This is a genomic window from Sphingomonas sp. BLHR8 (assembly GCF_056821725.1).
On the sequence record NZ_JBPDIM010000001.1, the window covers coordinates 1,045,254 to 1,067,785 of the forward strand.

Annotated in this window: 18 protein-coding genes; 9 read left to right on the plus strand and 9 right to left on the minus strand. The window is 68.2% G+C overall.

Going from position 1 to position 22,532, the window contains the following annotated elements; genetic code table 11:
- Nucleotides 1–133: 133 nt before the first annotated feature.
- Genes ACRYJK_RS05195 through ACRYJK_RS05220 form a run of 6 tightly spaced genes read left to right on the plus strand, consistent with a single transcriptional unit; the run spans nucleotide 134 to nucleotide 6,646 of the window.
- Complete coding sequence (locus ACRYJK_RS05195; RefSeq protein ID WP_482666483.1) at nucleotides 134–1,855, plus strand: M28 family metallopeptidase; 1,722 nt, start codon at nucleotides 134–136, stop codon at nucleotides 1,853–1,855.
- Between the two features lie 5 nt (nucleotides 1,856–1,860).
- Entirely contained in the window at nucleotides 1,861–2,841 is a 981-nt protein-coding gene (locus ACRYJK_RS05200; RefSeq protein ID WP_482666484.1) for an agmatine deiminase family protein, read from the plus strand.
- 30 nt (nucleotides 2,842–2,871) lie between these two features.
- On the plus strand, nucleotides 2,872–4,083 hold the full coding sequence (locus tag ACRYJK_RS05205) for a hydrolase (RefSeq protein WP_482666485.1): 1,212 nt from the start codon (nucleotides 2,872–2,874) through the stop codon (nucleotides 4,081–4,083).
- A gap of 13 nt (nucleotides 4,084–4,096) precedes the next feature.
- The gene (locus tag ACRYJK_RS05210; RefSeq protein WP_482666486.1) at nucleotides 4,097–5,113 is read left to right on the plus strand and encodes an arginine N-succinyltransferase; all 1,017 of its coding nucleotides are present in this window, start codon (nucleotides 4,097–4,099) and stop codon (nucleotides 5,111–5,113) included.
- Nucleotides 5,110–6,375, plus strand: a complete 1,266-nt coding sequence (locus ACRYJK_RS05215) for an N-succinylarginine dihydrolase (RefSeq protein ID WP_482666487.1) — start codon at nucleotides 5,110–5,112, stop codon at nucleotides 6,373–6,375. The genes ACRYJK_RS05210 and ACRYJK_RS05215 overlap by 4 nt, the downstream gene beginning before the upstream one ends.
- A gap of 40 nt (nucleotides 6,376–6,415) precedes the next feature.
- Nucleotides 6,416–6,646 carry a hypothetical protein gene (locus ACRYJK_RS05220; protein ID WP_482666488.1) on the plus strand — a complete coding sequence of 77 codons (231 nt, stop codon included), beginning with the start codon at nucleotides 6,416–6,418 and terminating at the stop codon, nucleotides 6,644–6,646.
- A 20-nt stretch (nucleotides 6,647–6,666) separates the two neighbouring features.
- Here the strand turns inward: ACRYJK_RS05220 and ACRYJK_RS05225 are convergent, their stop codons facing one another.
- The 5 genes from ACRYJK_RS05225 to dapA form a co-directional block, all read right to left on the minus strand.
- A complete protein-coding gene (locus ACRYJK_RS05225) occupies nucleotides 6,667–8,040 on the minus strand; it encodes an L-serine ammonia-lyase (protein ID WP_482666489.1) in 1,374 nt (457 codons plus the stop codon).
- A 40-nt stretch (nucleotides 8,041–8,080) separates the two neighbouring features.
- The gene (locus ACRYJK_RS05230) at nucleotides 8,081–10,516 is read right to left on the minus strand and encodes a hybrid sensor histidine kinase/response regulator (protein ID WP_482666490.1); all 2,436 of its coding nucleotides are present in this window, start codon (nucleotides 10,514–10,516) and stop codon (nucleotides 8,081–8,083) included.
- A 45-nt stretch (nucleotides 10,517–10,561) separates the two neighbouring features.
- The gene (locus ACRYJK_RS05235; protein WP_482666491.1) at nucleotides 10,562–12,640 is read right to left on the minus strand and encodes a M13 family metallopeptidase; all 2,079 of its coding nucleotides are present in this window, start codon (nucleotides 12,638–12,640) and stop codon (nucleotides 10,562–10,564) included.
- 99 nt (nucleotides 12,641–12,739) lie between these two features.
- Entirely contained in the window at nucleotides 12,740–13,222 is a 483-nt protein-coding gene (gene smpB / locus ACRYJK_RS05240) for an SsrA-binding protein SmpB (protein WP_482666492.1), read from the minus strand.
- Nucleotides 13,222–14,097 (minus strand): 4-hydroxy-tetrahydrodipicolinate synthase, encoded by an 876-nt coding sequence (gene dapA / locus ACRYJK_RS05245; RefSeq protein ID WP_482666493.1) that lies wholly within the window; start codon nucleotides 14,095–14,097, stop codon nucleotides 13,222–13,224. Before dapA ends, smpB begins: the two co-directional genes overlap by 1 nt.
- A gap of 130 nt (nucleotides 14,098–14,227) precedes the next feature.
- Between dapA and ACRYJK_RS05250 the strand changes: the two genes are divergently transcribed.
- Nucleotides 14,228–16,243: a lytic transglycosylase domain-containing protein gene (locus ACRYJK_RS05250; protein WP_482666494.1), complete on the plus strand. Its 2,016-nt coding sequence runs from the start codon at nucleotides 14,228–14,230 to the stop codon at nucleotides 16,241–16,243.
- Between the two features lie 2 nt (nucleotides 16,244–16,245).
- Nucleotides 16,246–16,740, plus strand: a complete 495-nt coding sequence (gene greB / locus ACRYJK_RS05255; RefSeq protein ID WP_482666495.1) for a transcription elongation factor GreB — start codon at nucleotides 16,246–16,248, stop codon at nucleotides 16,738–16,740.
- 18 nt (nucleotides 16,741–16,758) lie between these two features.
- Here the strand turns inward: greB and ACRYJK_RS05260 are convergent, their stop codons facing one another.
- From ACRYJK_RS05260 to aspS, 4 genes are all read right to left on the minus strand, one after another.
- On the minus strand, nucleotides 16,759–17,691 hold the full coding sequence (locus ACRYJK_RS05260; protein WP_482666496.1) for a hypothetical protein: 933 nt from the start codon (nucleotides 17,689–17,691) through the stop codon (nucleotides 16,759–16,761).
- A gap of 8 nt (nucleotides 17,692–17,699) precedes the next feature.
- The gene (locus tag ACRYJK_RS05265; protein WP_482666497.1) at nucleotides 17,700–18,488 is read right to left on the minus strand and encodes a polyphosphate kinase 2 family protein; all 789 of its coding nucleotides are present in this window, start codon (nucleotides 18,486–18,488) and stop codon (nucleotides 17,700–17,702) included.
- On the minus strand, nucleotides 18,485–19,348 hold the full coding sequence (locus ACRYJK_RS05270) for an alpha/beta fold hydrolase (RefSeq protein WP_482666498.1): 864 nt from the start codon (nucleotides 19,346–19,348) through the stop codon (nucleotides 18,485–18,487). Before ACRYJK_RS05270 ends, ACRYJK_RS05265 begins: the two co-directional genes overlap by 4 nt.
- A gap of 66 nt (nucleotides 19,349–19,414) precedes the next feature.
- Complete coding sequence (gene aspS / locus ACRYJK_RS05275) at nucleotides 19,415–21,223, minus strand: aspartate--tRNA ligase (RefSeq protein ID WP_482666499.1); 1,809 nt, start codon at nucleotides 21,221–21,223, stop codon at nucleotides 19,415–19,417.
- Nucleotides 21,224–21,327: 104 nt separating this feature from the next.
- Between aspS and rnd the strand changes: the two genes are divergently transcribed.
- Entirely contained in the window at nucleotides 21,328–22,530 is a 1,203-nt protein-coding gene (gene rnd, locus ACRYJK_RS05280; protein WP_482666500.1) for a ribonuclease D, read from the plus strand.
- Nucleotides 22,531–22,532 lie beyond the last annotated feature (2 nt).

Below are 22,532 nucleotides of genomic sequence, written 5' to 3' on the forward strand. Positions count from 1 at the left end.
TTCGCGCTGATCGCCACGGCGATATCGGCGGAGGAGGGCGGGACCGGCAACGGCTCCCGCCCTTTTTCGTGGCTTGCGAAGGGGTCGGGATGCGCTAGCGTGGGGATCAGTCCCCATATGCCTGAGGTCCTCCATGCGCCTTTCCCTCCTCCTTTTCGCCAGCCTTTCCGCGATCGCCGTCAGTGGCTGCACCGCGCTCAGTCAGGCGACCTCCACGGCCTCCGATGTGCTGCTGATGCGCGACGTCGTGCGCGCGACACAGGGAGCGGTGAATGCGCGGCAGGTCAACATCAACGAAACGACGTTCCGCGACGTCACCACCCGCCTCGCCTCCGACGAATTTGAAGGCCGCGCCCCCGGAACGGCGGGGGAGGAGAAAACGGTCAACCTGTTGATCGAACGGTTTCGCGCGTTGGGGCTGCAGCCGGGCAACAACGGCAGCTGGACGCAGACGGTGCCGCTGGTCGAAGTCACCGCGAGTAACTATTCCCCGATGGTCTTCCGCACCCCGCGTGGGGAGCAGCGACTGGCGCAGGCGGACGATTTCGTCGCCGGCAGCTATCGTCTCGTGCCCAACACTCGCATTGCGAACAGCGACGTCGTATTCGTCGGCTACGGCATCAACGCGCCCGAGAAGGGCTGGAACGATTATGCCGGGGTCGACGTCCGCGGCAAGACGGTGGTCATCCTGATCAACGATCCCGACTGGCAGACGCCGGCCGTCGACGGCCCGTTCAACGGTCGCGCGATGACCTACTACGGGCGCTGGACCTACAAGTTCGAGGAGGCGGCGCGTCAGGGCGCAGCGGCGGCGATCATCGTTCACGACACCGAACCCGCCGCCTATGGCTGGAACGTCGTGCGCTCGTCCTGGACCGGCCCGCAATATACCGCGGCGGCGGCCGACAACCACATGAGCGAGACGCAGGCCAACGGCTGGATGCAGCTGGAGCGTGCACGCGGGCTGTTTGCCGCGTCGGGGCAAAATTTCGATGCGCTGCGCGACGCGGCCAAGCGTCCGGGTTTTCGCGCGGTCCCGCTGACCGGCACAACCATGTCGCTGTCGTTCGACAACACCATGCGCACGACGCCGTCGCGCAATGTCGTGGCGATGATTCCCGGGCGCCGGCGGCCGAACGAATATGTCCTCTACACCGCGCACTGGGATCATCTCGGGCGCTGCGAGCCGAAGGACGGCGACGATATCTGCAACGGCGCGGTCGACAATGCGACCGGCACCGCAGGCCTCGTCGCCCTGGCCGAGGCCCACATGCGCGCCGGCGCGCCCGACCGCAGCATCGTTTTTCTGGCGGTCACCGCGGAGGAATCGGGGCTGCTCGGCTCCGAATATTATGCGGCCAACCCGGTATTCCCGCTCGGGCAGACGGTCGGCGGGGTCAACATGGACGCGCTGTCGCCGGCCGGCCCGGCGCGCGACGTGACCGTGATCGGCCGCGGCAAGTCGGAGCTCGACCAGTATCTCGCCCGTGCGCTGGCGGCGGAGGGCCGCGTGGCGGCCAACGAACCGACGCCGGAAAAGGGCTTCTACTATCGCTCCGATCATTTCAGCCTCGCCAAGCTGGGCGTGCCGATGATCTACTTCGATGGCGGCGAGGATCTGATCGACGGCGGCCGCGAAGCCGGCGCGGCGGTCAACGCCGACTACACCGCCAATCATTATCACGGTCCGTCGGACGACGTGGGCATCATCCGCCGCTGGGACGGGATGATGGCGGACCTTCGCCTCTATTATCGGGTGGGGCGCGAGCTTGCCATGACCACCGCCTGGCCCAACTGGGTGGAGGGCGACGAGTTCCGTGCCGCCCGCGATCGCAGCCGCGCCGCCGCTCGCTGACGGTCGTGCCGCGTTACATCGGACCGGCGCCCGAATGGGCGCCACAGGAACTGCTGTGGATTGGCTTCCCGGCCATCCCCGCCGAGTGGGGCGACGCGTTCGAGCCCGCGAGGGGTGAGATTGCCGCATTCGCCCGCGCAGTCGCCGAAAGCGGGCAGCACACCAACCTGCTGTGCAACAGCGAGGCCGACGCCGCCATCGCGCGCGATCTGGCGGGCGATGCGGCGGAGGTGCGCGTGGTGCCGCTCGGCGACGTGTGGCTGCGTGACACCGGGCCGATCACCACCGGCACCGGCTCCGACCGCCGTGCCCAGATTTTCCGCTTTAACGGTTGGGGCGGGAAATATCTGATGCCCGGCGACGCCGAGCTGGGCGAGCGGCTGGCCACGAACCGCGCGCTTCCCGTCGAAACGCGCGACTGGGTTCTGGAGGGTGGCGCGGTCGACTGGGACGGCGCGGGCCGACTGGTGACAACCGAGCAATGTTTGCTCAATCCCAACCGCAACCCGTTGATGTCGCGAGAGGATGTCGAGCAGGACTTGCGTGACGCGTTGGGCGTGCGCGATATCCTGTGGCTTGTCGAGGGGCTCGTGGCCGACCACACCGACGGCCACGTCGACAATCTCGCGCGCTGGGTCGCGCCGGGACGGCTGCTGGTGCCGCAGCCAACGGGGGACGACGATCCCAACACACAGATTTACGCCGATGCGCATCAGCGGGCCGCGGCGGCAGGGGTGGATGTCGTTACCCTCCCCTCCCCGGGCCGTTACGAGGTGGACGGCGAGGTCGCGCCGGCGAGCCACATGAACTTTGCCATCACCGAACGCCTGATCGTGGTGCCCGCCTACGGGACCGGCACCGATGACGCGGCGGTGGCGCGGCTCGCTGAGCTGTTTCCCGACCGGCGCGTCGTCGCGCTGCCGGCGCGCGCCTTGCTTGCCGGCGGCGGCAGCTTTCACTGCTGCTCGATGCACCTGCCGCGTTGACCCGCGCGCCCGCCGGGATAGAGCGGGCGCATGTTGAGCGAACAGGAACAGCGCGCACTGGAGGCGATCGACGGGGCGGCGATGCTCGCGCGGGTCGAGCGCTGGTGTGCGATCAACAGCGGGTCGACGAACCTCAGCGGACTTGCCGCGATGGCCGACCAGCTTGCCGACGCCTTCGGCGCCCTGCCAGGGCAGATCGCCCGTCACGCGCCTGCCCCGGTCGAGAGCGTCGCGGCGGATGGAAGCCGCGTGAGCGCGCAAGCGGGCGATCATCTCCTCGTATCGGTGAGGCCCGATGCCGCGAGGCGGATCCTGCTGACCGGGCACATGGACACGGTTTACTCGGCCGATCATCCGTTTCAGTCGCTGCGCTGGACCGCACCCGGCGTGCTCAACGGTCCCGGCGTCGCGGACATGAAGGGCGGCATCGCGGTCATGCTCGCCGCCTTGCAGGCGATCGAAGCGGCGGGGGTGGACGCGGACTTCGGCTACGACGTCCTTATCAACAGCGACGAGGAGGTCGGCTCGGCGAGCAGCGCGCCGCTGATCGCGCACAGCGCACGCGGCAAGCTCGCTGCGCTGACATTCGAACCGGCGATGACTCCCGACGGCACGCTGGCCGCGGCACGTCCGGGAAGCGGCAATTTCTCGTTCGAAATCCGGGGTCGCGCGGCGCATGCCGGGCGCAATCCCGAAGACGGGCGCAACGCTCTGGTCGCCGCTGCCGATCTGGCGGTCCGCCTCAAAGCGGGCGTGCGCGATGGCCTCAGCGTCAATCCCGCCCGGATCGACGGGGGGAGCCCCAACAATGTCGTGCCCGACCTCGCCATCCTGCGCGTCAACCTGCGCCCGCGCGGTGCCGAGGAACTTGAGGCGGCAGAACGGCTCATCGCAGGCGCGCTGGCCGACGTTGCCGTCCTGCACGAGGTCATGATTCATCGCCACGGCGGCTGGGGCCGACCACCCAAGCCGGTAACGCCGGAGGCGGAACGGCTGTTCGCGCTGGTGGAGGGCGCGGGTGCGGACCTCGGCCTTTCGATCGAGCGCCGTGACAGCGGGGGCGTGTGCGACGGCAACAATATTGCCGCTTGCGCTGTGCCCGTGATCGACACCATGGGCGTGCGCGGCGGGGCGATCCATTCGGAGGAGGAATATCTCATCTCCGACAGCCTGGTCGAGCGAGCGGGGCTTGCGGCGGTGACCATGCTCCGCCTGGCGGAACGCGGACTCGGCGACGTTTGATCAGGGGGCTAATTTGAGTTTCGTCATTCGCGCCGCGACCGGTGCCGACCTGCAACCGATGTACGAAATGGCGAAGCTGACCGGCGGCGGCTTCACCAACCTCCCACCCGACCGAAAGGCGCTGAAGGCCAAGCTCGCGCGGGCGGAGGAGGCATTTGCTCAGGCCGACGACGGCCCCGAAGACCGGCGGTTCGTGCTGATGCTGGAGCATCGCCCCACCGGCGAGGTTCGCGGCACGTCGCAGATCTTCACGCGCGTCGGCACCGATTGGCCATTCTACTCGTACCGCATCGGGACCATCACCCAGCACAGCAAGGAACTTGGCCGGACATTTCGGGCGGATACGCTCAGCCTCGTCACCGACCTTGAAGGTTCGAGCGAAGTCGGCGGCCTGTTTCTCCATCCCCACGAACGCGCCGGCGGGTTGGGCCTGCTCTTGGCCAGGTCGCGCTACCTGTTCGTGCGCGCGCATCGACCGATCTTTGCCGACCGCATCCTCGCCGAACTGCGGGGCGTGATCGACGATGCCGGGGGGTCGCCGTTCTGGGACGGCGTCGCGGGCAAGTTCTTCGGCATGACCTTTCAGGAAGCGGACACCTTCAACGCCTTGTATGGCAACCAATTTATCGCCGACTTGATGCCCAAGCACCCGGTCTACCTCGCCATGCTCAACGAAGCCGCACGGCATGTCGTCGGTCTGCCGCATCCGAGCGGCCGCGCCGCGATGCGGATGCTCGAGAACGAGGGCTTCGCCTACGAGAAATATGTCGACATCTTCGACGGGGGCCCGACCATGATTGCGCCCACCGATCGCGTGCGCGCCATCGCCGAAGCCGCGGATGCGGCCGTGACCGGCGTCACGAGCAATCCGACGGGCACGCGGGCGCTGATCGCGACGGGGCGCTGGTCGGACTTTCGTTGCGCCATCGGCGTCATTGAAACGCAGGACGGCGGCGTCACTATCGATGAAGATGCGGCCGCGCTCTTGGGCGTGGAGGCTGGCGACCGCGTGCAATGGATTGCCGCATGACGCTCACCGAAATCAATTTCGACGGCATCGTCGGGCCGAGCCACAACTACGCCGGACTCTCCCGCGGCAACATCGCTTCGTCGAACAATGCCGGCGCGGTTTCGTATCCGCGCGCCGCGGCCCTGCAAGGTCTCGCCAAGATGCGGCGGGTGATGGAACTGGGCGTGGTCCAGGGCTGGTTCATGCCCCTCGACCGGCCCAACCGCCGCTGGCTCGACCGGCTTGGCACCGACCTGGCCTCGGCGGAGCCGCACCTGCGCGCTGCGGCCTGGAGCGCCTCGGCGATGTGGGCGGCGAACGCTGCGACCGTCAGTCCGGTGCCGGATACCTCCGACGGCCGCTGTCACCTCACCGTCGCCAATCTCGTCACCATGCCGCACCGCAGCCACGAATGGCGCGGCACGTTGCAGCAGCTGTCGCTCGCCTTCGCCGATCCGAACGCGTTCGCCGTGCACGGTCCGGTCGACCCGCCGTTCGGCGATGAAGGTGCGGCCAACCACATGCGGCTCGCGCCCGCGCATGACGCACCAGGCCTCGAAGTGTTCGTCTACGGCCGCGACGGAGGCGGGTTCCCTGCGCGCCAGCATCGCGAAGCCAGCGCGGCGGTAGCGCGGCGGCATGGGCTCGATCCCGAACGCGTGCTGTTGATCGAGCAGGCACCGCGCGCGATCGCCGCCGGCGCCTTTCACAACGACGTGGTTGCGGTCGCCAACGGGCCGGTGCTGCTCGCTCATGAAGCCGCATTCGCCGACCGCGATGGCGCTCTGGCGGCGATGCGCGCCGCCGCCCCGTGGATGGAACTCGTCGAAGTGCGGGAGGCGGACGTGCCGCTGGCCGACGCCATCCGCGGCTATCTGTTCAACGGGCAACTCATCACCCGCCCGTCGGGCGGCATGGCGCTTGTCATTCCGACCGAGGCGGCGGAGACCCCCTCCATCGCGCGCTGGGTGGAACGCACGCTCGCTGCCAACGGGCCGATCCGCGAAGTCGTGCCGGTCGACGTGCGGCAGTCGATGGCCAACGGCGGTGGGCCGGCGTGCCTGCGGCTGCGCGTCGTGTGCGACCCACAGACGGTCGACCCGCGCTTCATCGTAAATGCCGACCGGATGGCGCGCGCCGAAGATGTGGTCGCGCATCACTGGCCGGAAACAATCGCGCCCGCCGACCTGTCGAGCGCTCGCTTGGTCGATGTTGTTCGCGCTGCCCGCGCCGCGCTTCTCCAAGCGCTCGACCTGACCGAACTTGTGCGTGAAGATGGTTAAGATGCTTTAAACTTTTGCATGCGGCGCGCAGCGTCCCGCCATGCGCCGCATCAAACGCCTGTTCCAGATTCGCACGCGCCTCGATGCCTGCCTCATCATCTATGCGCTTTCGCTGGGCGTGGTGGAGCGCGGCATCCACTATCTGGAGCAGTATCCGGGTATCGGCGGTCAGTTGCTATTCGCCGCCTGCACCGGCTCGATTTTTCTGGGCGGGGCGAAGATCTTCGATGCGCTCCGCTACGAAGCTCAGGGAAGCTTGCCGACGAGCTAACGGTCAGCCGGCGCCCGCTCTCAACATTCGACGACGTTGACGGCGAGGCCGCCGGTCGACGTTTCCTTATATTTGGCGCGCATGTCGCGACCGGTCTGCCACATGGTGGCGATGACCTTGTCGAGGCTCACGATATGGCTGCCGTCGCCAATCATCGCGATGCGGCTGGCGTCGATCGCCTTCACCGCCCCCATGGCGTTGCGTTCGATGCACGGGATCTGGACGAGCCCGGCAATCGGGTCGCAGGTGAGCCCGAGATTATGCTCCATCCCGATTTCGGCGGCATTCTCGATCTGCGAGTTGGTGCCGCCAAGCGCCGCGGTGAGCCCCGCCGCCGCCATCGAGCAAGCGACACCGACTTCCCCCTGGCAGCCGACTTCGGCACCGGAAATGGAGGCATTGCGCTTGTAGAGCGCGCCAATCGCACTCGCCGTGAGGAGAAAGTCGCGCACGCCAGCACGGTTGCCACGGCACATGCGCTCATAATAGCGGATGACGGCGGGGATGACTCCGGCCGCGCCGTTGGTGGGCGCGGTGACGACGCGTCCCCCGGCGGCATTCTCCTCGTTCACCGCCATCGCCCAGAGGTTGATCCAGTCGAGCCCGGCCAAGGGTTCGGACAGCACGCCGGCATCGCGCGCGCGCAGGCTTGCAGCGATGGCCGGTGCGCGCCGTCGGACGTTGAGCCCGCCCGGAAGCACGCCTTCGGTGCAGCAACCCGCATCGATCGCCGCGCCCATCGCGTCGGCCACCGCATCCAGCCGCGCGTCGATTTCGGCGTCGTCGAGCAGCGTCCGCTCGTTCGCCCGCATCAACTCTGAGATGGAGAGACCGGCGTCGACCGCCATTGCCAGCAGCTCCGCGCCGTTGGTGAACGGGAAGGGGAACGCCGCCTCGGGTAAATCAGCCCTGTTCCCGGCGCGCATTTCGTCTTCGTCACGGACGAAACCTCCGCCGATCGAGAAATAACAACGCGATTCCAGGACGGCCCCGCTCGCGTCGCGCGCGATGAGGCGCATGGCGTTGCTATGTTCCGGCCGTCGTTCACGCCGCAGGAACAGAAGGTCGCGATTTGGCAGAAAGTCGATGTCCTGTGCGCCGAGGCGCAGCCGCCCCTCCCTCTCCGCGCGCGCCCAGACGGCGCCGATGGCTGCGGCACTGGTGGTCGGCGGATGCTCCCCCGCGAGCCCGGCGACGATCGCGCGGTCGGTGGCGTGGCCCTTTCCGGTGAGCGCGAGGCTGCCGTAAAGTTCGGCGCCGACCGCCGCCACCCGGTCTAGCAGCCCTAGCCCGGCCAGCCGGTCGACGAAGGCCCCCGCCGCGACCATCGGCCCGGTGGTGTGCGACGAGGACGGGCCAACCCCCAATTTGAACAGCTCGAAAGTCGAAATCATCGCGCTGACGTAGCGGAAATGGTTGCGACTGCAACCAGCGTCAGGTGCTGCCGCGAATGTCGTTCACCGCGTCGCACAGTTGCGCGACGGAGAAAGGTTTCGCGAGGAACGCGACGTTGGAAAGCGCGATCGACTGTCGAAGCTGCTCCTCGGCATAGCCTGACATGAACAGCACCGGCAGGTCCGGGCGCTTTTCACGCAAGCGCGTGGTCATCGTCGGGCCGTCCATCTGTGGCATCATCACGTCGCTGACGACGAGGTCGATATTGGCCTGCTGCGCGACTTCCAGCCCCTCCTCGCCATTGCTGGCGGTGAGCACGGTATAGCCCGCGCGGGTGAGCGCGCGTTCCGCCACGGCACGCACCATATCCTCGTCCTCGACGACGAGAATGGTGCCGCTCCCCCATCCCGAAGCGCTGGCTTTCGGGGCGGGCGGAGTCGCCGGGGTGCTCTCCCCCTCCCCTCGGTGGACGGGCAGGTACACGGAAAAGGTCGTGCCCTTCCCGACTTCGCTGTCGGCGAAAATGAAGCCGCCGGATTGTTTGACGATGCCATAGGCCGTCGCCAGCCCGAGGCCGGTGCCCTGACCCACATCCTTCGTCGTGAAAAACGGCTCGAAGATTTTGGGCAGCACGTCGGGCGGGATGCCCGTGCCGGTGTCCGCGACCTGCAGCAGCGCATAATCGCCCGGCGGCATTGCCGGTTCGCCCAAGGCATCCACCTCACTGGCGCCGACCGCGCGCGTCGACAGGGTAACCGTGCCGCCGCGCGGCATCGCGTCGCGCGCGTTGACGACGAGGTTGAGGATAACCTGTTCGATCTGGGTCGGATCGGCGCGCACCGTTTCGACGCCGCGCCCGTGCTTGACCGCCAGCGTCACGCCATTGCCCAGCGAGCGTTCGAGAAGGTGGGTCACATCGGCGACGATATCCGACAGCGACACGGTCTGCGGACGCAGCGTCTGTTGCCTCGAAAAGGCGAGCAGCTGGCGGGTCAAGTTCGCCGCCCGATGAGCGTTGCTCTTCAGGCCCTGAAGGTCCTCGTAATCGCTGTCGCCGGAGGCGTGTCGCAGCAGCAGCAGATCGCAACTGCCAATGATCGCGGTGAGGATATTGTTGAAGTCATGCGCGATGCCACCCGCGAGCGTGCCGACCATCTGCATCTTGGTCGCCTGAGCAACCTGCTGTTCGGTGGCAGACGTCGAGGGGTTGGCGGTCGGCTCGACTGTCAGCAAAACGGTCGCGTCTCCCACGCCGCGCACGCCCGAAAGCCCCAGCGTGAGCGTACGGTCGGGGGCGGCCGCCGCGCGCACTGCGAGGCTCGTGTGCGCGCCGTTGCCGCGGGCGTTCCGGCGCACCGCCTCTCCCAGCGCGGCCTTGTCCTCGCCGATGACGAGATCGCTGGGGTAGCTCGGCATCGGCCGGTCGGCCGGTACGCCGAAGACCTCCACGAACGCAGAATTGACCAGGCGGAAGCGGCCGTCGCGGTCGACCAGCGCCAAAGCCACCGGCATCGTCAACACAAGCCGCTCGACCTGCTCGGCGGCGAGCGAGCGTTCGCCGACCGCCCCGTCGTCGTCGATCAGCAGCAAGAGCAACGGCGACGCGTCGAGATCGCGATCCAGCGCAACTTCGATCAGGCGCACGGGTGGCGCTGCGATCGCCTGACCCGCGGAAGCGGCGCCAGCCTCCCGGCTGAAGCGCAGCACGCCGTGACGGTCGACCCGCAGCCATTGGGCGAAGTCGGAGCCCTCGACTGGTTCGGCCAGGTTCGCAGTGGCGCGCAGACGAAAGGCTTCGTTGCTGGCGCGGATGGTGCCGCCGGCGCTCACCAGTGCGGCCATCAACCCCGCTTCGCCGAGGGCGATGCCGGCGCGGCCGCGCAAACCTTCGATGATCTGCAAGGCGGGGTCGAGCCGCTGGTGACGACGAAAGCGCCAGACCAGGTGATCGGCGGCGCGGCCCGCGCGCGCCACGGCGCCCGATGCGCTGCCGCCCTCGACCGGAAAGTCCGCCACCGCCGCTTCGCCGTCACGCCACGCCGTTCGACCCGCATCGGCGATCAGCGCGAGGGTGGCGGCATCGACCGGAAGCGCGACCGGGCTGGCCTCGGCGCCGAACCAATCGACGAAGCGGTCATTCGCGCACACGACCCGTCCGGCGCGATCGGTGACCGCCAGCGCGTCGTCGCTCGCGTCCGCCACCGCCCGCGCGAGCACCCAGTCGTTGCGGTCTCCGCCTGCGATCGGCGCTGCGAGGGTCATGCCGCGCGACCGCACGCGAGCGTTCGCCGCCAAAAGCCCTGACGCGACACCCAGTGTCACCGCGGCCGCCCCGCCCGCCAGCAATGCTGAGCCGCCGAGCCAAGCGACAAGGCCGAAGCTCGCAAGCGCGGCGAATGCGATGGCGAGCAACGCCGATCGGTCGGCCCCTGCCGGGATCGACGCGAACGGATTGGGGGCGGCGCGGTCGGTCATGTCGTCTCGCGCAATGTCGGCACCGCCCCTTCGCGTTTCAGCGCCTTACCAGACGCGGACGCGCTCCGCCGGCGGAAGGTACAGGCGCTGGCCAGCCTGCACATTATAGGCTGCGTACCACGGGTCGAGGTTGCGCACGACCCAGACGCGCTGGATCGACGGCGAGTGAGGATCGGTGGTCAAACGCTGCAACAGGTTCGCATCGCGGTAGTTGCGACGCCACACCTGCGCCCAGCCGAGGTAGAAGCGCTGGTCGCCGGTCATGCCGTCGATCACCGGTGCCTCGCGCCCGCCGAGCGAGTGCTTGTAGGCGTCATACGCGATGGCGAGGCCGGCAAGGTCGCCGATGTTTTCGCCCAGCGTGAACTGGCCGTTGATCTTCTCCCCCAGCACATCGTAGGCGCCATATTGCTCGACAAGGCGGCGGCCGGCAGCCGTGAACGCCGCGACATCCGCCGGGGTCCACCAGTCGCGCAGACGACCATTCTCGTCATATTTGGCGCCCTGGTCGTCGAAGTGATGGCTGATCTCGTGACCGATGACTGCACCGATCCCGCCGTAGTTAATCGCCGGGTCGGCATTCGGGTCGAAGAACGGCGGCTGCAGGATCGCCGCGGGGAAGACGATCTCGTTCATGCCGAAATTGGCATAAGCGTTGATCGTCATCGGCGTCATGAACCATTCCCAGCGCCGCAGCGGCTGGCCGATCTTTGAGACCATGTCGGCAAAGTCGAACGCGTTCGACCGCCACGCATTGCCGAACGCGTCGTCGGCGCGGATGTCGAGCCCGCCATAATCGCGCCAGCGGTCGGGGTAGCCGATCTTGACCGTGAAATTGGCGAGCTTCGCCCGGGCACGCGCCTTGGTCTGCGGCTGCATCCATTCGAGCCCGTCGATGCGCCGCCCCATCGCGTCGAGCACATTGCGCACCAGCTGGTCCATCGCCGCCTTCGTCGCGGGCGGATAATGACGCGCGACATAAATCTGGCTCAGCGCGTCGGGCAGCACGCCTTCGGTGAAGCGCACGGCGCGCTTCCAGCGCTCCTCCCGCTCGGGCGTACCCGACAGCGTCTTTTCGTAAAAGTCGAACTGCGTCTGGCCGAAACGCTCGGGCAGATAGTCGGCATAGGCGCCGAGGCTGCGCACGAGTAGCTGGTCCTTGAGAACCCCGACCGGCGCGCGTGCGAAGGCAGCGTCGATCGCGCGCACCGCGGTCGGCTGGCTGACCAGCAGCGAATCCTGCCGCATGTTGAGGCTCGCCAGCGTATCGGCGAGCTTCAGGTTCGGCGCCAGCCGGGCGAGGTCGGCAAGCGTCAGTTTGTTGTAGGTCTTGGTCGCGTCGCGGCTGTCCACGCGGGTCCAGTGCGCGCGAGCGATGCCGGTCTCGAAATCGAGGATCGCACGCGCGCGGGCTGCGGCGTTGGCCTCGCCCGCGTTGGTGAGCATCGTCTCGAGATAGCGCAGATATGCGGCGCGCGCCGATGCGAAGCGTGCTTCGGTGCCCAGATAATAGTCGCGGTCGGGCATGCCGAGGCCGCTCTGGCCGACGGTGACGATGTAGTTTTCGGGGTTGCGATCGTCCTGCCCGACATAGGCACCAACCAGCTGGCCGATGCCATGACGGCGGGCGTCCGCGCTCAAGCCGAGGTAGTCGGCTTTCGTGCGGATACCGCGAACGCGGGTCAGCCACGGCTCGATCGGTGCGAGGCCGCGCGACTCGATCGTCGCGGTGTCGAGATAACTCGCATAGGCGCGGCCGATCTGGCTCGACGTATCGCCGCGCGCTTCGTCGAGGATCGCCTTGGTGCGATCGAGGCTGAGGTCGGCCAGCTGCGCGAACATACCGTAGTTCGACTTGTCCGACGGAATCGCCGTGGTGCGTGCCCAGGTGCCGTTGGCGAAGGCGTAGAAATCATCGCCCGGCGCAACTGCGCGATCCATGCCCGCGGTGTCGAAGCCGTAGGTGCCGAGCTGCGCAGTCGGCGTCGGCGTCGGCGCGAGGGCCGGCGCGGCGGCCTGGGCCGGCACTGCGGTCGCAGTCTCGACCGGGGCGGCGTTGTAGGCGCAGGCGGTCAGCGCCGCGCTCGACAGGGTGCAAAGGGCAAAGATCTTGACCAGGCGCATCGCGCTCTCTCTCCCATCGGCGACGCGGGGACAGCGCCACCATTTCGAGAAAGCGCCTAACGCGCCGCGCGGGGCGCGGCAACGGGTTTGCGGAGTATCCTAGCCCCGTTCCCGCAGGATCCGTTGCGCGTCGCGTTTCCAGTCGCGTTCCTTGATATGCTCGCGCTTGTCGTGCGCCTTGCGGCCCTTCGCAAGCGCCAGTTCGACCTTGGCGCGCCCCTGGCTGTTGAAATAGACGGTGAGCGGGACGAGCGTCATGCCTTCGCGCGCGACCGCGCCATGCAGCTTGCGAATTTCGCGCGCGGACAGGAGCAGTTTGCGCGGCCGGCGCGGTTCGTGATTGTGGCGGTTACCGTGGCTGAATTCGGGCACGTGGCTGTTGATGAGCCACACCTCCCCGTCCTTCACCTCCGCGTAGCTGTCCCCGATCGAACCGTCGCCGAAGCGCAGCGATTTGACCTCGGTGCCCTTGAGCGCGATGCCGGCTTCGAACACCTCGTCCACGGCATAATCGAAGCGCGCGCGGCGGTTGTCGGCGACCACCTTTACCTTGTCGAAGGCGGTGTGATGGGGGCGCGCCATCAGCAGACACCTGCGCTGGAGAGTGCTGCATGGATGGCGGCGCGCGCGCCCTCGTTGGGCGCGGTGATCGGCAGGCGCACCTCCGGCGTCATCCAGTCGTGCAGCCTTGCGAGCGCATATTTGGCGGGGCCGGGGCTCGCGTCGGCGAACATCGCGCCGTGAAGCGCAAATAGCTGCTCGTGCAGCGCGCGCGCGTCATCCCAATGCCCTTGAGTGCAGGACTTGGCAAAATTCGCGCATAGCCGGGGGGCTACGTTGGCGGTGACCGAGATGCAGCCGACCCCGCCCATGACCGCGTGGGGCAGCCACAGGTCGTCATTGCCCGACAGCTGGCAGAAGTTTTCGCCGATCAGTTCGCGGTGGCGGGTGACGCGGGCGAGGTCTCCGCTCGCATCCTTGATCGCAACCACGCGCGGGTGCGCGGCGATGAGGGTGAGCGTTTCGGGGAGCAGATCGGCGACGGTGCGACCGGGGACGTTGTAGGCCACGATCGGCAGCGCGGAGGCGTCGGCGAGCGTTTCGAAATGGCGCGCCAGCCCCTCCTGGCTCGGCTTATTATAATAGGGCGCGACGACGAGTGCCGCATCGGCGCCCATCGCCGCGCAGCGCTCGAGGTGACGCAGCGCAGTCGCGGTGTCGTTCGACCCGGCGCCGGCAATCACCGGCACGCGTTTGGCAGCGACGTCGACCACGCGGGCGACCACGGCATAATGTTCGTCGTAACTGAGCGTGGCGCTCTCGCCCGTGGTGCCGCACGGCACCAGCGCGGCGCTCCCCTCCCCCACCTGCCAGTCGACCAGCCGTTCGAGCGCGGCGAAGTCCACCGCTCCGTCGCGAAACGGGGTCACCAGGGCGGGAATGCTCCCGGCAAACATCGCGTGCCTCCTTTACAGCCGCTTTGGCCGGTCCCTATGGAAGCGGCAGGGGTTTCGAGAGCGTGGCGCTCATCGTGCCGCGCCACTATGTTCAGCGCTCCATAAGGATCGCTCGGAGAGAATGGCAAGCATGGTTCGACGTTCCGCATTCCGCCGCCTTTCCCGACAGCTGTGCGTGGCGATGCCGCTGCTGGGAACGCCCGTAGCGCTAGCCGCGCAGGACATGGCGACTGCGCCGCGCATGGGCATGGGTTCGGTCGCGCCGTCGGTCACTTCGCCGTCGAACGTGGCCGGTGCCGTCGCCGAATGGCAGTCGCTGACCCGCGATCCGCGGCCCGGCTTTGATCGCGTCGCGCGCTTTCTGATGGCCAATCCGGGGTGGCCGCAGGAGACGGAACTGCGCCGCGCGGCGGACACCGCGCTTGACCCGAACAGCTATATCCCCCCGCTTGCCGCGACCTATTACGACCGGTTTCAGCCGACCAACGCGGCCGGTTGGCTGCGTTATGCGCTCGCGCTCCAGTCGGCGGGGCGGAACGCCGATGCTGTTACGGCCGCGCGTCGCGCCTGGGCCGCCGGCGCCTTGTCCGATGTCGAGGAGGCCCGGCTTCAGGCAACGTTCCCGGGGGCACTCGGCGCCGCGGATCATGACGCGCGCATGGAGCGGCTGTTGTGGAGCGGGTCGACCACCGCCGCCGAGCGGGTCGCGTGGATGACCAGTCCCGCAAAGCGCGCCACCTATGCCGCTCGCCTGGCGATGCGCCAGCGCGCGACCGCCGCCGCACTGCGCGCCGCGGAGGCGGAAGCGGCAGACCCGACGCTGACCCGCAGCGATGCAGGCTATATCGCCGACAAGGCACTGTGGCTGTCGAGCATGGGCCGCGGCGTGGAGGCGGGCGCCCTGCTCGCCGGACGTGGCCCGCTGCGCGCGCCTCCGCTCGATGCCGACGCCTGGATTTCGCTGCACGTCGACGTCGCCCGCGCCGCGCTGGCGGCCGGGCGTCCCGAGCAGGCCTACCAGATTGCGCGCCGCGTCGATGATGCCCTGCCGCCCGGCGCGCAGATCCTGCAACAGCCGATCGGCGTGCGGGACGCCTACACCGACGCGGTGTGGCTCGCGGCGACCACCGCCCATCACCAGCTGCGTCGCCCGCGTGAGGCAGCGTCGCTGTACGAGCTCTACTCCGGGGGCGGACGGTCGCCGCAGGTGCAGGCGAAGGGACTGTACTGGGCAGGTCGCGCTGCGGCGGCGGCGGGCGATGGCGCCGCGGCCAACGGCTATTTCACCCGCGCCGGTCGCCATTTCGACCAGTTCCACGGCCAGCTCGCGCTCGAGCGGCTGGGTCAGGCGCAGCCGCGACCGGCGGCGGCGACGGCCAGCTTCTCGCAAGCCGAACGCAATGCGTTTTTCGACAGCAGCCTCGTCCGCGCGGCCCGGGTGCTGGGCGAAACGGGCCAATGGCGCGACCAGAGCCTGTTCGTCCGGGCGATCGCCAACAACGCGACGAGCGACGCGGATCATCATTTCGCGGGGGAGCTCGCCCGGCAGATCGGGCGTCCCGACCTGGCCGTCATGGTCGGACGCAGTGCGCGGCTGAACGGCCTCGACGATTATGTCCCGGTCGCGTTTCCGACGATGGCGGTCCCGCCGGGGCATGAGGGCAACTGGACCTTCATCCACGCCATCACCCGGCAGGAAAGCCAGTTCGATCGTGCCGCCATGTCGCGCGTCGGCGCGCGCGGCCTGATGCAGCTGATGCCAGGCACCGCGCGCGAACAGTCGGGCAAGCTGGGGCTCGGCTATAATCTCGACGCGCTGACGACCGACACGCAGTACAACATCATGCTCGGCTCGAGCTATTTCCAGCGCATGGTGAGCTACTATGGCGGCAGTTATCCGCTGGCGGTGGCGGCGTACAACGCCGGGCCGGGCAATGTGAACCGCTGGCTCAACAGCATTGGCGATCCGCGCACCGGGCAGATCGACATCCTCGACTGGATCGAGGCGATCCCGCTCAGCGAGACGCGCGGCTACGTCCAGCGCGTGCTCGAGAATGCGGTGGTGTACGAGACGATGCGCCCGGGCCAGACCGGCGAGGTGCGCAACCGCCTGTCGCAGCTGCTCGGCAAGCGCAGCCCCGGCTGAGCGTGGCCGACGCCGGGGCGCCTGCGCGCGCCAACTACATCACGCCAACAGGCTATGCCGCGCTGCGCGAGGAATATGAGCGGCTGCTCGGCACCGAACGCCCGGCGATCGTCGAGGTGGTAAGCTGGGCCGCGGGTAACGGCGACCGCAGCGAAAACGGCGACTATCTCTACGGTCGAAAGCGGATGCGCGAGATCGACCGGCGCCTGGGCTGGCTGGCGCGGCGGATGAAGGCGGCGAAGGTGGTCGATCCCGCGGCTCAGCCGGACCGCAACCGCATTTTCTTTGGCGCCACCGTCGAGATCGCCGACGAGGACGACGCCCGTCGCACGCTGACCATCGTCGGCAACGACGAAGCCGACGCCGGCGCAGGCCTCGTCGGCTGGGATTCACCGATCGCCCGCGCACTGCGTGGGGCGCGCGTCGGCGACCTGCGCCGCGTCCAGCTCCCCGCTGGCGAGCGCGAATATGAGGTGATGGCGATCCGCTATCCGTAAACGCGGCGGCGTCGGTGCCTAGTCCAGTGGTTCCCCCTCGATGCGTCCGCCGCGCGCCAGGTCCAGCGTGATCGCGCCGCTCGCGTCCATGCGCGCACGGCTCCGCTCGCTGAGAAGCCGATCCATCCGCTCCTCTTCGACGTAGCGGCCGCGGTCGCAGACGACGATCGGTTTGACGCCATCGGGCACGATCGAACCGATCGGCTCATCCCGCTTCAGCCAGGCGGAGCCGGCGACGCAGCCCGAGCTGTAGTGGAGGCCGATCCCTCCAATCGCCAGGTGGATGGGCCGGTCGGCGGGCACCGCGCGGCCGTCGATCCGCACCACCCGCCACGCGCCCCACGGCGGCGGCACGCGCGGTCGCGGCGACCAACCGCCGGGGTTGGAGACGATGCCCTGCCGCCGCAGCACCAGCGCGCCCTTGTCGGAGGCAATCTCGACGCCATCCGCGACGACGCGCAGCGCCGTCCGGCTTTCCAAGACCGGAGCCACGAGGCTCTCTGCCTCACTCAGCCCGCGCGCGCACATGGGGACGGGCTGGTCCACATAGCTCGGCGGTCGCTCAGGCAGGGGCGCCGGTTCCGTGCCCGTCGCAGTCTGTCGGTAGCCGAACGGTCCCATCGAAACGCACTGCGACGTCGCCGACACCTCGCCGTTGCCAAAGATCATGCGGATGGGCGGGCTGCCATCCTGATCGCGGTCGGCGCCGGCAGGCGGCAGCGCAACGTGAAGCGACCGCCCGGCCGCGTCACGCGAGGCGACGACGGTCCATGCGCCCCACAGCGAGTCCGTCGCGGTCGCGGTGCGTTGCGGCTCCCCCGCCCCGTGCGAGTCTGGCTTCGCCGGCGGCTCAGAAGCCTCGCGGGGTGATGACGGAGCGTTATTGACGTCCGCCGCGCACCCCGCCGACAGGAGCGCCATAGTCGCAAGGACGCCAATCGCTGCCCGCATCGTCACGCCTACGTTCCCTCGCCCGATCGATAGCCGAACGCCGCTTGTGCCAGCGCCACCACCGCCGGGTCAGCCGCCGGCGGGGTGAGGTCGAGCTGCTGTTCGAGCGCATCCGCGATATAGGTCAGCGCCGCCAGACGCGCGCCTTTCTTGCGGTTGCCGTCGATTACCTTCCACCGTGCCGCGCGGGTGTCGGTGCGCTCGAACATTTCGGCATAGGCGGTCAGATAGTCGGCCCGGCGCGAGCGATTGCGGTAATCATCGACGCCCGTTTTCCAGCGCTTCCAAGGATCGTCCAGCCGCGCCGCCAGCCGACGATCCTGCTCCGCTTGACTCACATGGACGAACAGCTTGAGGATCTGGACACCGGCGTCGCGCTGCTGTTCTTCAAAGGCGTTGATTTCGTCGTATCCGCGCCGCCACTCCTTCGGCGTCGCGAAGCCTTCCACGCGCTCGACCGCGACGCGGCCGTACCAGCTGCGGTCGAATACCGCGATTTCGCCCGCACCGGGGAGCCGGGTCCAGAAGCGGTAGAGGAAGTGTCGATCCTTTTCGGGCTGCGTCGGGGCGCCGATCGGGTGGACCTCGAACCAGCGGGGATCCCAGCGTCCGCACAGCGCGCGAATGATGCCGCCCTTGCCCGCCGCGTCCCACCCCTCGAACACGATCATCGTCCGCGCGCGCGTGCCGATATGCGCGGCCTGAAGCCGCTCCAGCCGGTCCTGCAGGGCCTCCAGCCGCTCGGCATAGTCGTCGCCGTCGAGACCGCGCTCATAGTCGGTGAGGTCCACGGTCATGCGGCAAGCTCCTGGTCGAGCAGCGCCGCGATCCGTCCCGGCGCCTCCATCGGAATGAAGTGGGTGTGGTCGCTCCAGTGCAGGTCGCGCCCGTCGGCAAAGCGCGCGGCGAGGTCGGGCGGGGTCGGGCTGACGGAAAAATCGAGCGGCTGCCCCCGCTCCCCCGCCCGCCCGCGCACCACGGTCACGGGGGCGCGAACGGCAGCCATGTAAGGCGCAAGCTCCTCGGTCACGCCGCCCAAGTAAGCGCTGGTCTCGGTCAGCGGATCGCAGGCGAGCTTGAAGCCGCCGTCGGCCGGCACCAAGCCGTGCGCCGCATAGTCGCGCAGCACGCGTGGTTCCCACCCAGCGTAAGGGTCGCGGCTGGCGTAGGCATCGACGAAGCCCTCCGCGCTGTCGAACGCGTTGCGGCGGCGCGCGGTGAAGAAGGCCGACGGGTCGACCGCGGCTAGCTGCTCTGCGGTGAAGCGCGGGGGTATGACCGGGTCGATCATCACCAGTCGCGCGACCCGGCCGGGCCGCTCCGCCGCGAACAGCATCGCGACGAAGCCGCCGAAGCTGTGACCTGCAACGAGCGCCGGCGCGGCGTCGGCGGTAACGTGATCGAACCACGGCAGCATTGCGCGCGCGGTGGCGATCCAGTCGCGATTGTCGCTCCCCGGCGAAGCGCCATGCCCCGGCGTGTCCGCCGCGAACACCGGCCCGTCGTGGCCGAGCCGCTCCACCACCGCGTCCCACAGGTGGCGATGGAACCCCGTCGCATGGAGCAGCACGAGCGGCCGCCCCGCCGCACCCTCCCGCCAGCTCGCCCACGCGATGTTGCCGGTGGCGGGCGTGGCGGGATGCTCGGGCGGTGTCATCCGGTCAGGGATGACGCAAGCGCGGGTGAAGGGCAAGCCAGCCGTGCCCCGCCGGGAGAGCGAGCGTTACTTCGGCCCGTCGAGCGCGGCGCCGTCCAAGCAGATGTGCAGTTCCTTGAGCTGCTTGTCCGCGACTGTGCCGGGCGCGTTCATCATCAGATCCTCCGCCTTCTGGTTCATCGGGAACAGCACGACCTCGCGGATGTTGGGCTCGTCGGCGAGCAGCATGACGATGCGATCCACCCCCGGCGCCGAGCCACCGTGCGGCGGGGCGCCATATTTGAAGGCGTTGATCATGCCTGCGAAGTCGCGATCGACGTCCTCGCGCGTGTAGCCCGCGATCTCGAACGCCTTGTACATGATGTCCGGGCGGTGATTGCGGATCGCGCCCGACGACAGCTCCACCCCGTTGCAGACGATGTCATATTGCCAGGCGAGGATGTCGAGCGGGTCCTTGGTCTCCAGCGCCTCGAGCTCGCCCTGCGGCATCGAGAAGGGGTTGTGGCTGAAATCGATCTTGCCCGTGTCCTCGTCGCGTTCGAACATGGGGAAGTCGACGATCCAGCAGAAGCGGAATTCGCCCGGTTCGATGAGGCCCAGCTGCTCCGCGACCCGAGTGCGCGCCGCCCCGGCGAGCTTGACCGCCTTCGCTTCGGGACCGGCTGCGAAGAAAATGCCGTCGTCGGGGCCGAGGCCAAGCTGCGCGATCAGCGCACGCGTCGCCTCTTCGCCGTGATTTTTGGCGATCGGCCCACCCAGCTCGCCACCCTTTTGCGTGATGTAGCCGAGCCCGGCATGGCCTTCGCCGCGCGCCCATTCGTTCATGTCGTCGAAGAATTTGCGGCTCTTGTCCGCAGTACCCGGCGCGGGGATCGCGCGCACCACACCACCGTCGCCGACGATCTTGTCGAACAGCCCGAAGCCCGAGCCGCGGAAATGGTCCGAGACGTCGGTGATCTCGATCGGGTTGCGAAGGTCGGGCTTGTCGCTGCCGTAGCGGAGCATCGCCTCGCGATAGGGGATGCGCGGGAAGCTGCCCGCCGGGGTCACCTGGCGACCGTCGGCGAACTCCTCGAACACGCCCGCGAGCACCGGCTCGATCGCGTTGAACACATCGTCCTGCGTGACGAAGCTCATCTCGAAATCGAGCTGGTAGAATTCGCCCGGCGAGCGGTCCGCGCGCGCGTCCTCGTCACGGAAGCAGGGCGCGATCTGGAAGTAACGGTCGAAGCCGGCGACCATCAGCAACTGCTTGAACATCTGCGGCGCCTGCGGGAGCGCATAGAATTTGCCGGGATGAAGGCGTGAGGGCACGAGGAAATCGCGCGCGCCTTCTGGGCTCGACGCGGTCAGGATCGGTGTCTGAAATTCGGTGAAGCCCTGTTCGATCATCCGCCGCCGCAGCGAGGCGATCACGTTGGAGCGCAGCAGGATGTTGCGATGCAGCCGCTCGCGCCGCAGGTCGAGAAAGCGGTATTTGAGACGGATGTCCTCGGGATATTCCTGCTCCCCCGCCACCGGCAGCGGCAGTTCGGCGGCGGCCGACTGGACCGTGACGCCGCGCGCGAACACCTCGATCTCACCAGTCGGGAGATTGGCGTTGACCGTGCCGGCGGAGCGCGCCTTCACCTCCCCGTCGATGGTGACGACACTCTCGACCCGTGCCGCCTCGAGGATCGGCAAGGCCGGGCTGTCGCTGTCGGCGACGATCTGCGTGATGCCGTAATGATCGCGCAGATCGATGAACAGCACGCCGCCATGGTCGCGCTTGCGATGGATCCAACCCGACAGGCGAACGCTGCCCCCGACGTCGGCGGCGGTCAGCTGGGCGCAGTTGTGCGAGCGATAGGCGTGAAGCGTCGATGCGGTCGTCATGGCGCGGCCTTGAGCGCGGGGGGGCGCATTTTGTCAACCGCGCGCGGGTGCCGAGCGCCACGCGGTTTGCGGAATCCGGCAAAGCCGATAAACGCGCGGCAGCCATGCCCGATGTGAACCTGATCACCGACACCGCCGCGCTCGAAACATTCTGCGCCCAAGTGGCAGACGCCGACTTCATCGCGGTCGACACCGAATTCATGCGCGAGTCGACCTATTACCCCGAACTCTGCCTGATCCAGGTCGCCAGCCGCGATCATGCCGCGGCGATCGACCCGTTGGCCGACGGCATCGACCTCAGCTGCCTGCTCGACCTGCTGGTCAACCGCGAAGACCTGCTCAAGGTATTCCACGCCGGCGGGCAGGATGTGGAGATCATCTACAACCTCACCGGCAAGACGCCGCACCCGATCTTCGACACGCAGATCGGGGCGATGGCGCTCGCGCAGGCGGAACAGCTGGGGTATTCGAACCTCGTCGAAAGCTGGCTCGGGATCAGCCTCGATAAAGGCGCGCGCTTCACCGACTGGTCGCGCCGCCCGCTCGACAAGCGCCAGCTCGACTATGCCATCGCCGACGTGACACATCTCGCCAAGATCGTGCCGATGATGCTCGACAAGCTGCGCAAGACCGACCGCGGTCACTGGCTGGACGAGGAGATGGAGAAGCTCGCGGACCCCGCGAACTACGCGCTCGATCCCGACGATGCGTGGCTGCGGATCAAGGCGCCGACCAAGAAGCCCGACGTGCTCGGCCGGCTGCGCGCGCTGGGCGCGTGGCGCGAACGCGAGGCGCGCGGCAAGAACCTCCCCCGCGGCCGGATCGCCAAGGACGAAACGCTGCTCGAGATCGCGGCGCATCCGCCGCAGCGCCAGGAAGATCTCACCCGCATTCGCGGTCTGTCGCCCGCCTGGCGCAACAACGACATCGGAGCGCGGCTGATGGCGGCGCTAGCAGGGGCAACCAATGTGCAGCGGGACGAGGCACCCTGCCCTCCGCGCGGACAGGGGCTCGGCAAGGAGGGCGTGCTGGTCGCCGACCTCCTCAAACTGCTGCTCAAGATTCGGGCGCGCGAAATGAATGTTGCCGCCCGGCTGATCGCGCGCAGCGACGAGCTTGAATCGCTGGCTTGCGGCGTGCGGGACGGCCTTTCGATCCTCACCGGCTGGCGGCGCGACGTGTTCGGACAGGACGCGCTGGAACTGGTCGAGGGGCGGCTCGGTTTCACCGTGACCAACGGTCGGCTCAAGATGATGCGCGGCGCTCAAACGAACGGCGACGACGTGAGCAGCGATAAGGGAGATTGACG